Raw genomic sequence first — 11,888 nt, 5'->3', positions numbered from 1 at the left:
GTCGCGCTCACGGGCACCGGCTGGAAAAACCACCGAAAAACCCACTGTCAAGCCGCCCCTCACCGCGCTCGCTCGACGCCAGGCCGCCGGTTCCGAGACGCTGCCGGATAACTTGATTACTGCCGTGTCCGTGCCTTTTATTCCGCTGGAAAACAGATTCATTCAAGCTACGCCAACCGGCGGTGCGGGAACAGCCGCCGACGGTGCCGCCTCCAGCAGCGCCAGTCCCCCGCTGACAAGTTTGCTGGCGACGTCAGCCGTGCCTACCGACGGGTCGGTGGCCGCAAGCGAAGTCGCCATGAGTACGAACGCACCGTCTTCGCTGGCGACTACCCTGTTGGCGCCGCCCCCCAAGGACGTTGGCCGGGCGACACGACACGGCCCGCCCAGTCCGGTGACTGTCGACGACAGTTCAACCATTTCGCTGGATGCCATGAAAACCGTGGAAATCCCCGCCGCACCGGAAATAGACCTTCACCCTCAGTCCTCAAAACGCGATAGCAAGCCCGCCAACAAGTCGGACGGGTTACGCGAAGTAGCCGCCAACCTGGCACCGGCCACCCTCCACGGCGCGGCCAAAGCGGGGACCACCGTAGCGCCCCCTCCCGCTGCGGTGGCCGACCCCACCCGACCCACCCCGCCGGCCCCCGACGCTGCCACGTCCAGCGCCAATGCCGTTTTACCGGCTTATGCACTGAATGCAGCCACGCACGGCTCCGGCGGCGTTTCTAGCCCGAACCCGGCAACGGCAACAGCAACGGCAATGGCTAGCCTCTCGCTGTCGCCGGCCGTAGGCAGCAGCGACTGGGGCAAAGCGCTTGGCCACCAAATGATCCAAATGGGCAATGCCGGGCATCAGGTCGCTGAACTCCAACTCAACCCGCCAGGGCTGGGCCCGCTGAAGGTGACACTGAGCCTGAGCGATCAACAAATTCAAGCCGTATTTGTCTCTGCACATTCATCGGTCCGCGCTGCGTTGGAGGCGGCGCTACCGCAACTGCGTACCACGCTGGCTGATAGCGGAATCAGTCTAGGCAATACCTCCATCAGCGCCGAGAACCAGCAGCAGGCGTCATTTGCTCAAAGCCAGAGCAGAAACTCCGACTCCCGCAGTTACCGCAATAACAGCATGGTAAAAACTGAAACCCTCAGTATCGGTACCGTCTCCGAGCCACTCCGTCGAAGCAACGGAATCAGCGTCGATACGTATGCCTGAAAGAAAACTGAACGACCCGCCCAGAGGCTGGCGCAAATGGCGGAGTTGAAGCGCTTTCCCCCTTTTTATTAACCGATGATTGCGAGGCCTTTTGACAAACAATCAATCCTCTAATTCACGCAGCAAAGTCATGGACACAGGCCCTTCCAAAGTAAAGACCCCCAAGGCTCCAAAGACTCGCAAGTTCCTCCTACTGTTCGCCTTTGTTGCGCTTGGAATTGCAAGCGCCTCAGCCGCAGCCTATTATTATTTGGGCGCCAATCGACCCCACAAGGAAGTGGCCAAGGCACCGGCAGATCCTATTTTTATCGCCCTGGAGCCTTTTACGGTCAACCTGCAACCCAACGGTCGAATGCGCTTTCTGCACGTCGGTCTGACACTGAAAATGGCGGATGCCAAGTCGCAGAGCCAAGTCATTCAATATTTACCCGAAGTGCGTAGTCGGGTGCTGAGCGTGCTCTCCAATCGAGAGGCCGAGTCGCTCGCCATGCCGAGTGACAAAGCCTTGTTGGCAAGTGAACTCATGGCAACGTTGAACCAGCCCTTCGGACCGGATCTGCCGCTGCAAAAAATATCCAGCGTGATGTTTACCACCTTCATGCTGCAGTGAATACGCTCAATGAATTTCTCCCATGGCCTATGAACACGAGCTCTCTCAAGAAGAGATAGATGCGCTTCTGCAAGGTGTCGCCGGTGAGACCGACGTCGCCCCGGTGCCGCCGCCGGTGGTGGATGGGCCGGTAACCTACAACCTGGGCAGCGACGAGCGTATCGTGCGCGGTCGCATGAATACGCTGGAGGTCATTAACGAGCGTTTTGCGCGACATCTGCGTAGTGCTCTGCTGATTTTCATGCGACGCAGCGCCGATATTTCAGTCGGTACGGTGCAGATTCAAAAGTACAGTGACTTCATTCGGCATTTGCCGGTACCTGCCAATATCAATCTGATCCAGATGAAGCCGTTGCGGGGCACCGCATTGTTTGTGTTTGACCCCAAACTGGTGTTTTTGGTGGTTGATAACTTGTTTGGCAGCGACGGGCGGTACCACGTTCGGATCGAAGGCCGCGATTTCACGCCAACCGAACAACGCATCATCAAACGCCTGCTCAACCTGACGCTGGAAAGTTATGGCAAGTCCTGGCAGCCGGTCTATCCGCTCGATTTCGAGTTTATACGTTCGGAGATGCACGCGCGGCTGGCCAATATTGTGGCCCCCAACGAAGTGGTGATCTCCACCACCTTCCAGATCGAATTCGGTCCCATTGGGGGCGTGCTCACGGTCTGCATTCCCTATTCCATGATTGCGCCTATCCGGGACCTGCTGTCGAATCCCCTGAAGGACGAAGTAGAAATTGACAAACGCTGGGTCAAGCAGCTGTCGCGCCAGGTACAAAGCGCCGACGTTGAACTCGTGGCACATTTTCTGACGTTCCAGTCAAGTATTGGCCAGCTGCTGAAATTGCAAGCCGGGGATGTCTTGCCGGTCGAAATTCCGACAACGATTGTCGCCAAGGTGAATGGCGTTCCGGTCATGGAATGTGGCTACGGTACGTCTAACGGACGCTATGCGCTGCGGGTACAGAAGATGATCAGCCACCAAGACATTGATTCAAGTAAGGACAGCAACTATGAGTAAAGGCAACAAGCAGGATCCGGTGGAAACGACGGATGATGTCTGGGGCAGCGCGCTGGCCGAGCAAGCGCTAGCCAGCCAGACCGCCCCCGTGCAGGAGCCGGAGCAGGCGCAGGCCGCGTCCACCACGCCGGCGGGTGACCGGGTCTTTCCGCCGCTACAAAACAACACTGGTTCGGACATTGCCATGGGCGACATCGCCAGGGTTCTGGATGTGCCTGTGCAGTTGACCGCCGAGCTGGGCCGTACGCGTATCACCATCAAGAGTCTGCTGCAACTTTCGCAAGGCTCGGTGGTCGAGTTGGAGGGCCTTGCAGGTGAGCCGATGGACGTCTTTATCAACGGCTACCTGATTGCGCAGGGCGAAGTGGTGGTGGTGAACGAAAAGTTCGGTATTCGCCTGACCGATATCGTCACCCCCTCCGAACGGATCCAGAAGTTGAACCGATGAAAGGGTTGCCCGTTCCCAAGGTGGCAGCGTCGCTACTCGCCTGGCTAAGTTTTGGCGCCGGCGCGGTCCTTCCCACCGTGCCAACTCCAGCCTCAGAACCTGTACGATCGTTCGGCGCAGCGGGCCTGTTACAGGCAGGCTTTGGTCTGGCGGTCGTTCTGGCACTGATTTTTCTGGCCGGTTGGGCCGTGCGCCGCTTTGGTCTGCAGACGATGGGCAGTGGCCGCCTGCTGAAAGTGGTATCCAGTGTCATGGTGGGTCAGCGCGAGCGTGTGGTGGTGGTGGAAATAGGCGACTCGTGGCTGGTGCTGGGGGTGGCAGCGGGCCAGGTCCGAGCGCTGCACACCATGGCGGCCGAAAAGTCCTCTGAAGCGCAAGCAGCGCCGGCCATGAATGGGATCATCGGCGCAAATGCCTTTTCACAAAAACTACGTGATGCCCTCAACACACTTAATAAGTTGAAAAAGCGGGACTGATAAAAATGACCGCCGTTCGTTTTTCGGGGAATATTTCAAAGCGCTTTATCGGCTGTGTAATAGGATCCACGGCTTTCCCTGTCGTCCTGCTGGTGCTGCTGATGGCAGTGCCCGCCTTCGCATCAGCCCAGGGCTTGCCGGGCATCGTCAACACGCGTGGCCCCGGCGGCAGCCAGACCTGGTCGCTCAGCGTGCAGACGCTGGTATTGTTGACCTCGCTGTCCTTTCTCCCCGCGCTGTTGTTGTCAATGACCAGCTTCACCCGGATTCTCATCGTGCTGGGACTGCTGCGCACGGCCATTGGCACCCAGTCCTCACCCCCTAACCAGATCCTGGTCGGCCTCGCGCTATTCCTCACCTTTTTTGTCATGTCGCCGGTATTCGACAAGGTTTACAGCGACGCCTACATGCCCTTCAGTGAAAACAAGATCAGTGCCGAGCAGGCGTTGCAGCAAGGTGTTCAACCCTTCAAGCAATTCATGCTGAAGCAAACCCGTGAAGCCGATCTGGCCTTGTTCGCAAAACTTGCAAATGTCCCGCCGATGGAAGGACCGGAGCAAGTGACGTTGCGGATTTTGCTGCCTGCCTTTGTGATTAGCGAACTTAAAACCGCTTTTCAGATTGGCTTCACCATCTTCATCCCTTTTCTGATTGTCGATTTGGTCGTCGCCAGCGTCCTGATGTCCATGGGGATGATGATGGTGCCACCCGCAACCATCGCGCTACCGTTCAAATTGATGTTGTTCGTTTTGGTCGACGGCTGGCAATTGCTGATCGGCGCACTGGCACAGAGCTTTTACACCTAAGCTTGCTTCAGTGAATAGCCAACTAGGATGAGCTGAAATGACGCCTGAATCAGTCATGTCGTTGGGCTACGAGGCCATGAAGGTTTCGTTGCTGTTGGGCGCCCCGTTGCTGCTGGTTGCACTCATCACGGGTTTGCTCATCAGTCTGTTTCAGGCGGCCACCCAAATAAATGAAATGACGCTGTCATTTATTCCTAAGCTGTTGGCGGTGTTCGCGACGCTGGTGATTGCGGGGCCGTGGATGCTGAGCTTGATACTCGATTACATGCGGAATCTGTTTGCCTCCATTCCGCAACTGATAGGCTGATGCCACCCATTTTTTCAGTCACCTCAGACCAGCTGAGCGTCTGGATGGTGGCGTTTCTCTGGCCGTTTGTACGCATCATGGCGCTGATTAGCACGGCGCCAGTTTTCAGTGAATCGGCGGTGCCCCGCACCGCCAAGATAGGCTTGGCCGCTTTGCTATCGATGGTCATCGCGCCTACGCTAGGCGCACTGCCATCAGTCCCGCTGGTATCTGCCGGCGGATTATGGATTCTTATTCAGCAACTCCTCATTGGCGCGGCGATGGGGTTTTCGATGCGTATGGTATTTGCCCTTGTGCAGGTTGCGGGCGACTATGCGGGTCTGCAGATGGGCTTGTCTTTTGCCACCTTCTTCGACCCCACCAGTGGCGGCAGCACGATGGTGCTTGCGCGACTGCTGAATGTATTGGCGATTTTGATTTTTCTGGCAACGAACGGCCATCTGACGCTGATCCTGACACTGGCCGAAAGCTTTCGCACGCTGCCTCTTGCAGACGCACCGCTGGCAGCCAGCGGCTGGTTTCTGTTGGCGTCTGCGGGCGGACAAATTATTTCAGACGGACTCATGCTGGCGCTTCCGCTGGTTGCGACTTTGCTGACCCTGAACCTCGCAATGGGCATCTTGAACCGGGCGTCACCACAGTTCAGTATTTTTGCGGTGGGTTTCCCCGTCACGCTGCTGGCAGGAATGGCCATGCTGCAGCTGTCAATGCAGTATCTCGCGCCGTTTCTTCAGCCGCGATTTGCAGCTGGATTTACGTCACTCCTGCAGTTTCTGCACGCTCTGCATCCGTAGCACTGCGGGTAGGGCCAGGTGGCAAGCTGCCCAGGAATCTGGACCGACCGGAAAGCGTCCTCACTAAAAAAGCGATCTCGCAAAATGCTTTAGGGCAAAGCGTTTTCAAGCCAAATAATTCGATGACAATTATTTAAAAAAATAGGCTATCGAGCCCTAATGCTTACCAATAGGACAAAAGCGCGCGTCCATAGATAGCAAACCTGCTTACAAATAGTGGAACAGCGCTATTCCCTGGATTTTGACAAAGGTTTGCTGGCTCGCTTGCAGCGCCGTCTGGCGCTGGTAAAACTCAGCCAATGCACTGGCATAGTTCAAGTCCTGCAAATCGGACAGATAACTCTTGTCATTCAGCGTGCGGCTATCTCCGGTAACCCCCAACGCGACCAGTTCTTGCAAGCGGGAACCGACGGAGGCCCGCACGGTCAGGACATTGTCATGCGCATTGATGATCTTCCGGTTGCCTGTACTTAAGGCATTCAACAATTGAGCCTGCGCTGCAGGGCCCGCGTTGTCCAACGGCTTTTTCAGCGCGGTGATGACATCACTGACCGCAGCAAAAACGTCCGTTCCTGCATTTTTAGCCGTGGAGACATTAAACTTGTCACCGCTAGCGGGCGCACCGCTGATGCTGATCTGCAATCCGCCAAACTGGATCGGACTTCCTGCCGTGTAGGGCGCCGCGGCGGAAATCGCCACCGGAGGCACGGTCGCAGTGTCCACCTGATAAGTTGTGGGTGTCGGAAAAGTGATCACAAAATCTTTTCCGTAATTTACATCGGCGACGTTGCTAACTGACGCCGAGCTGAACACGCCGCTGCCGATGTTGCCGATAGCGGATGCGCTGACATATCCAGCGCCCCCCTGTACCGACTGGAAAACGCTTCGGCCATCGTCCGTACCGGCCATCTGCCGCGAGACATCCACCTGCATCAAGCGCTGACCTTGGTCACCCGCATACGCAATGCCGCCGTTAGTCTGACGGACGAATGGCGCACTCGCACTCTTGAAACCAGCAAACAGGAACTGGCCGTTGCCGTCATCCGTGTTGGCCAGCCCCTGCAACTGATCCAAACTGCTTTGCAACGTGGTCGCGATAGTGGCGCGATCGGCATCTGTCATGGTGCCGTTGCCCGCCTCGATAAAGCTGCTCCGGATGTTTTGCATAACGGTGACGACGCTTTGCAACGCATTGTCTTCCAGCGATAAGGTCTGTGTGGCTTGGTCGCGGCTGGCCGAATACTGCGAATTCAGTGCGATCGACTGCGATACCGCAAGCGCCCGGGTAGCACCGAGTGGATCGTCCGACGGCGCCAGGATCTTGGTTCCCGCTCCGAGTTGCTGCTGCACGCGCAAGAGGCTGCCTTGTTGCGACCCCATGGCGGTTCGACTTTGATCATAAAAAGATTGGGTGCTGATACGCATCATGAACTCCTCAATGGCGCCTAATGGATACCCAGTACCGCATCAAACATCGTTGATGCGGTCTGAATCACTTTGGCATTGGCCTGGTACATCTGCTGGAACATCAGTAAATTAGCAGTTTCTTCATCCTGATTGACCCCCGAAACGGACTGCTGCGAAGCGCGAATTTGCGTGGTCAAGCTGGTCTGTGCCGTATTTGCGATATCAATTTGCCGGGCTTTGTTCCCTACCGTACTGACCAGTTGTGCGTAAGCGTCGTTGAAACTGGCCGTGCCGTTATTAATTGTTTTTTTGTTTTGCAAGGCCCCGAGCAACAATGCATTTCTGCCGTCGGACACGCCGCTGGTATTTTTTTCTATGGTGAATTTATCGCCATTAGAGGGCGTACCGCTGATAGTGACAGTCAGGCCATTGAAGGTCATCTTGGCCCCCTCCGTATAGGTGACTGGTGCACCCGCCGCATAAGGGCTGGCGGGATCAGTCGAACCATTTGCGAACGTCACCGCAACCGCAGCGCCGGCGGGAAAACCTGAGAATTGATTGGTCGCGCTGTTATAAGTCAGTGTGACGTTAGCAGCCAGAGGGGCCGCCAGGTAATTGGCATCGACCGATCCGGCACTGATTGCGCCGCTGCCCTGATTGCTGGCTGTATTGCCGGTGATAACGGGTGAAGCTGCCGCTATCTTGGAAGGATCAGACAACAGCACAGTCAGATCGCGCGCTCCCGCGCGGGTTGGCTGAATCAGGAACGAGTCACCTGCGGCCGCGGTACCACTGGCGAACGCGAGTGTCACGCCGTCGAAGGTAGTGGAGGCAGTGCCCGGAAAACCAGGCGCCAGAGGAATCAACTGCTGGTCTGATAAACGTGTCAGCGTGTACACCGGACCGGCCTTAACATCCAGACGGTAATCGCTGGTAGTCAATTGATTGCTATCGGTAAACGATGGCGTCAGCACAAGGCTGCCGGTGTTTTTGCTGTTAGAAATCACGCCGGGACTGGCTTGCGAAAAAAAGTTTGTTCCCAACGCGCCGTTCAGATCCACACCTAGATTCTGCTGCGCATTAAAAGAGTCGGCCAATGCAATGGCGATGCGGCCCAGCGAATTTTGCGAGCTGGTCAGCGTCTCGCTGCGAAATTGCAGCAGACCACCCAGCGAACCACCAGAGATCACGCTTTCCTGCAATTCCACCGCTTTCCCAGACGCATTAACCGCTGCAACGGTCGTGTGATTTGCATCGCTTGCAGAGCTGATAGTCGCTAAGCGAGTGGCCTTTTCGCCCAATACCAGCGTTTGTCCGTTGCCAATAAAAACGTTGAATTGACCGCCATCCTGGACGACGACCTTGGTACCAACCAGATTACCCAGCTCATTGACCAACTGATCACGCTGATCGAGGAGGTCATTTGGCGCCTGCCCACCAGCCGCATTGCTGAGCATGGCGACCTGTTTGTTGAGATTGGCGATCTGCTCAGCGTAGGTATTGATTTGATCGACGCTACCGGAGACCTGATCATTGACGCTGGCGTTGAGGCCGGTCAGATATTGATTAATTGATCGAAACTGGCTCGCCAGGGCTTGGCTGGAACTGATCAATTGCTGCCGAGCCGCCGGGTCGGCTGGCGTATTCGCGACCGCCTGCACATGGGAAAACAGCACCTGCATCTGCGGTGCCAGGCCCGCCGTCTTATTGGCCAGCAGATTGTCGATCTGGCTGACCTGGGTGTAATAAGTCGTCAGCGATTGATTCGACGACTGTGCCTGATTGAGTTGCGACACCAAATATTGGTCGTAACTGCGGGTGACGTCACTGACCCTGGCGCCGGTTCCGAAAAAGCCGACACCGGGGTTATACGTGCCGCCGTTCGACGAAATCTGCGCCGACTGGCGACTGTACCCAGGGGTGTTGACGTTTGCTGTATTGTGCCCCGTGGTGACCAGGGCGGCCTGCGAAACGCTCAAGCCGCTAAGCCCGGTATAAAACATGCTATTCGACATAAATCTGATCCTCTAAAGCGACTAAGCAACTCCGATAATTTCTCGAGAGCTCTTTTAAGATAACGACAGCCTCAAGAAGAACTGAAGGGTAAATGTGTAATTTATTTACACCAATCGATGCCCACTGAAAAGTGGCTAACCCGCACTCAAAACTCCTCCCACTCACCGGCACCCGCCGCCGCAGGCACGGCCACCGCCAGTCGCCTGGCTGGCAAGGGCTCGGCCCGCTTGCGCGGTGGCGCAGCAATCGCCTGTTTGGCGGCCGGGGGCTGCATCGGTGCGGCGCGCGGTTTGATGACGGCTGGTCGCCTGGTCGGGGCCACTTCGCGGTACTGGTCTTGATCGAGCTTGAAGACGCTGACGACCTGGGTCAGGGCGCCGGCCTGCTCCTGCAGGGAGGCGGCCGCTGCGGCGGCTTCTTCTACCAGGGCGGCGTTTTGCTGCGTCACCTGGTCCATCTGCGTGATGGCCTGGTTGATCTGCTCGATCCCGGAGGTCTGCTCCTGGCTGGCCACGCTGATCTGGGCCATGATGTCGGTCACGCGCTTGACGCTGTCGACGATCTCGTTCATCGTCTGGCCGGCCTCTTGCACCTGTTTGCTGCCTTCCTCGACTTTGTCGACGGAGTCGCCGATCAGGGTCTTGATCTCTTTGGCGGCTGCGGCCGAGCGCTGGGCCAGGCTCCTGACTTCGGCGGCGACCACGGCAAAGCCGCGTCCCTGCTCGCCTGCGCGGGCTGCTTCGACGGCGGCGTTGAGCGCCAAAATGTTGGTCTGAAAGGCGATGCCGTCGATCACGCCGATGATGTCGACGATCTTGCGGGAGGAGGCGTTGATGGCGCCCATGGTGCCTACCACCTGGGCGACGACGCTGCCGCCTTTGACGGCGACGCTGGAGGCGGACAGGGCCAGCTGGTTGGCCTGGTGGGCGTTGTCGGCGTTTTGCTGGACGGTGGACGTGAGCTGCTCCATGGCGGCGGCGGTCTCTTCGAGTGAGCTGGCTTGCCCTTCGGTACGTGAGGACAGGTCCATGTTGCCGGCGGCAATCTGGCTGGAGGCGCTGGCTATGGTGTCGGTGCCCTGCCGCACTTCGCCGATTACTTTGGCCAGGCTGTCGCGCATGGCCTTCATCGCGAACAACAGGCTCGCGTCGTCCCCTGGACGTGTCTTGACGTCAACAGTCAGGTCACCACCAGCGATGCAAGCGGCAATAACAGCCGTATATTGCGGATCGCCGCCGAGTTGTCTCATGACCGATCTGGCCAGCCAGACGATGCTGCCGCCGACCAGCAGCATCGCCATGCAAGCCAGTACCAGACTGGCGCTCAGCATCTGCTGTGTGAAGCTGAGCATAGCGGCCTCAGTAGTCTTTGCCTCGGCATTTTTCGTCTGGATGAACGCCAGCAGACGCGCCTTCAGTTCGCGCCAAGCCGGCGTTTCCTCACTATTCAAAGCGGCTATTGCATCGCTCTGATTACCCTCTGCAAGCGCCGTTATTTTGACCTGGAGCAAAAGCTGCCGGTCGCGCAAGCGGCCGATCTCCTGCAAAATTTTCACCGTTGGCGCATCGGATCCTGCAAGCGCTAGGGCCGCTTGATGAGCAGTCTTGAATTCACTGCTGGCAGCCGCCAAATTTTCATAGGCTTTTTTGTTGGCAGGCTCGAGCACGATATTGCGCAACGCCTGCCCCATCTGTAGCCCCTGCGCATACAAATTTGTTCCCGCCTGCAGCAGGGCCTGATCTTGCTGGACAAAATGCTCGAAGCGATTCTTTACATTTTGCATGCCCAGCAACGCGACGCCGACGGCTAACGTGAAGCACGCAAATACCATCACCACTACCGTGATCATCTTCGTTTTAAGTTTCATTCGTATCCCCTACATTGACTCAGATCGGCCGTTACACCCCAATCAATCGCATTTTTATGCTGCTACCCTTTCAATCAGCCCCATTTCTGGGCTGCTCATCAGCTTGTCGATATCCACCAGAATCAGCATTCGCTCATGGAGCGTGCCAAGTCCAATCAGGTAATCGGTGTCCAGCAGGGAACCCCTCTCTGGCGCCGCTTTGATCTGTTCCTGCGCCAGGGTGATCACATCCGACACGCTGTCAACCACCATTCCCATGACACGGCTGTCAATATTGAGGATGATCACGACCGTGAACTGGTCATACGTCGGCACCCCAAGATTGAACTTGATGCGCATGTCGATGATGGGTACGATGACGCCGCGCAGATTCACAACGCCCTTAATATGCGCTGGCGCATTGGCGATACGGGTCACCGTGTCATAACCGCGCAGCTCCTGCACCTTCTGGATGTCAATACCATATTCTTCCTGACCTAGCGTGAAGGACAGAAACTCCAGCGACTTGGCAACACCAGCGCCGGGCGGCAATCCTGCCGCTGCGGTTGGATTGGCGTTGATTGTGGCGTGCATAAGCGATCCTTTAAACGATAACGGCGGCACCCCTGGTCCAGCGCCTGCTCACCGCAGGCCTTGAAAGCACTGCCATTGACAGAGGCTGATCAGTAGTGACCGATCAACTACAAAAAAACTTTAAAAAACAGCGCGCTCAGCCGTCATTGAGTGATTATCAAAACTCCTCCCACTCACCGGCACCCGCCGCCGCAGGCACGGCCACCGCCAGTCGCCTGGCTGGCAAGGGCTCGGCCCGCTTGCGCGGTGGCGCGGCAATCGCCTGTTTGGCGGCCGGGGGCTGCATCGGTGCGGCACGCGGCTTGATGACCGCCGGTCGCCTGGTCGGGGCCACTTCGCGG

General features: G+C 57.2%; 12 protein-coding genes and 1 pseudogene. 8 read left to right on the top strand and 5 right to left on the bottom strand.

Going from position 1 to position 11,888, the window contains the following annotated elements:
• From HHJ16_RS08055 to fliR, 8 genes are all read left to right on the top strand, one after another.
• The coding region (locus tag HHJ16_RS08055; RefSeq protein ID WP_293642083.1) for a flagellar hook-length control protein FliK at positions 1-1,216 on the top strand (1,216 nt) is incomplete at its 5' end.
• A 130-nt stretch (positions 1,217-1,346) separates the two neighbouring features.
• On the top strand, positions 1,347-1,826 hold the full coding sequence (gene fliL, locus HHJ16_RS08050; protein ID WP_293642082.1) for a flagellar basal body-associated protein FliL: 480 nt from the start codon (positions 1,347-1,349) through the stop codon (positions 1,824-1,826).
• A 22-nt stretch (positions 1,827-1,848) separates the two neighbouring features.
• Entirely contained in the window at positions 1,849-2,853 is a 1,005-nt protein-coding gene (gene fliM / locus HHJ16_RS08045; protein WP_293642081.1) for a flagellar motor switch protein FliM, read from the top strand.
• Complete coding sequence (fliN, locus tag HHJ16_RS08040) at positions 2,846-3,301, top strand: flagellar motor switch protein FliN (RefSeq protein WP_293642080.1); 456 nt, start codon at positions 2,846-2,848, stop codon at positions 3,299-3,301. Before fliM ends, fliN begins: the two co-directional genes overlap by 8 nt.
• Complete coding sequence (gene fliO / locus HHJ16_RS08035) at positions 3,298-3,777, top strand: flagellar biosynthetic protein FliO (protein WP_293642079.1); 480 nt, start codon at positions 3,298-3,300, stop codon at positions 3,775-3,777. Before fliN ends, fliO begins: the two co-directional genes overlap by 4 nt.
• Before the next feature lie 101 nt (positions 3,778-3,878).
• Complete coding sequence (fliP, locus tag HHJ16_RS08030; RefSeq protein ID WP_293642084.1) at positions 3,879-4,583, top strand: flagellar type III secretion system pore protein FliP; 705 nt, start codon at positions 3,879-3,881, stop codon at positions 4,581-4,583.
• A 37-nt stretch (positions 4,584-4,620) separates the two neighbouring features.
• On the top strand, positions 4,621-4,890 hold the full coding sequence (fliQ, locus tag HHJ16_RS08025) for a flagellar biosynthesis protein FliQ (protein WP_293642078.1): 270 nt from the start codon (positions 4,621-4,623) through the stop codon (positions 4,888-4,890).
• Positions 4,890-5,684: a flagellar biosynthetic protein FliR gene (gene fliR, locus HHJ16_RS08020; RefSeq protein ID WP_293642077.1), complete on the top strand. Its 795-nt coding sequence runs from the start codon at positions 4,890-4,892 to the stop codon at positions 5,682-5,684. Before fliQ ends, fliR begins: the two co-directional genes overlap by 1 nt.
• 207 nt (positions 5,685-5,891) lie before the next feature.
• On the opposite strand, the gene flgL is transcribed toward fliR, so the two are convergent.
• The 5 genes and pseudogenes from flgL to HHJ16_RS07995 all read right to left on the bottom strand — a co-directional run.
• Complete coding sequence (flgL, locus tag HHJ16_RS08015; protein WP_293642076.1) at positions 5,892-7,109, bottom strand: flagellar hook-associated protein FlgL; 1,218 nt, start codon at positions 7,107-7,109, stop codon at positions 5,892-5,894.
• Positions 7,110-7,129: 20 nt separating this feature from the next.
• Positions 7,130-9,106 carry a flagellar hook-associated protein FlgK gene (gene flgK / locus HHJ16_RS08010; RefSeq protein ID WP_293642075.1) on the bottom strand — a complete coding sequence of 659 codons (1,977 nt, stop codon included), beginning with the start codon at positions 9,104-9,106 and terminating at the stop codon, positions 7,130-7,132.
• Positions 9,107-9,252: 146 nt separating this feature from the next.
• On the bottom strand, positions 9,253-10,974 hold the full coding sequence (locus HHJ16_RS08005) for a methyl-accepting chemotaxis protein (protein WP_293642074.1): 1,722 nt from the start codon (positions 10,972-10,974) through the stop codon (positions 9,253-9,255).
• Between the two features lie 54 nt (positions 10,975-11,028).
• Positions 11,029-11,547, bottom strand: coding sequence for a chemotaxis protein CheW (locus HHJ16_RS08000; protein WP_293642073.1), 519 nt, complete (start codon positions 11,545-11,547; stop codon positions 11,029-11,031).
• 157 nt (positions 11,548-11,704) lie between these two features.
• Positions 11,705-11,888, bottom strand: a pseudogene (locus tag HHJ16_RS07995) (hypothetical protein); the annotation flags it as partial.

Source organism: Polaromonas sp., assembly GCF_012927485.1.
GTDB lineage: Bacteria > Pseudomonadota > Gammaproteobacteria > Burkholderiales > Burkholderiaceae_C > Polaromonas.
Note: the sequence above shows the minus strand (reverse complement) of the source record. Positions and strands in the feature narration are given on the sequence as shown.

What these genes read in the sequence shown, in the direction of transcription:
- flgL (WP_293642076.1), bottom strand. Translation starts at nt 7,109, where the DNA reads ATGCGTATCAGCACCCAATCTTTTTATGATCAAAGTCGAACCGCCATG.
- HHJ16_RS08005 (WP_293642074.1), bottom strand. Translation starts at nt 10,974, where the DNA reads ATGAAACTTAAAACGAAGATGATCACGGTAGTGGTGATGGTATTTGCG.
- fliL (WP_293642082.1), top strand. Translation starts at nt 1,347, where the DNA reads ATGGACACAGGCCCTTCCAAAGTAAAGACCCCCAAGGCTCCAAAGACT.
- fliP (WP_293642084.1), top strand. Translation starts at nt 3,879, where the DNA reads ATGGCAGTGCCCGCCTTCGCATCAGCCCAGGGCTTGCCGGGCATCGTC.
- fliQ (WP_293642078.1), top strand. Translation starts at nt 4,621, where the DNA reads ATGACGCCTGAATCAGTCATGTCGTTGGGCTACGAGGCCATGAAGGTT.
- flgK (WP_293642075.1), bottom strand. Translation starts at nt 9,106, where the DNA reads ATGTCGAATAGCATGTTTTATACCGGGCTTAGCGGCTTGAGCGTTTCG.
- fliR (WP_293642077.1), top strand. Translation starts at nt 4,890, where the DNA reads ATGCCACCCATTTTTTCAGTCACCTCAGACCAGCTGAGCGTCTGGATG.
- fliN (WP_293642080.1), top strand. Translation starts at nt 2,846, where the DNA reads ATGAGTAAAGGCAACAAGCAGGATCCGGTGGAAACGACGGATGATGTC.
- fliO (WP_293642079.1), top strand. Translation starts at nt 3,298, where the DNA reads ATGAAAGGGTTGCCCGTTCCCAAGGTGGCAGCGTCGCTACTCGCCTGG.
- fliM (WP_293642081.1), top strand. Translation starts at nt 1,849, where the DNA reads ATGGCCTATGAACACGAGCTCTCTCAAGAAGAGATAGATGCGCTTCTG.
- HHJ16_RS08000 (WP_293642073.1), bottom strand. Translation starts at nt 11,547, where the DNA reads ATGCACGCCACAATCAACGCCAATCCAACCGCAGCGGCAGGATTGCCG.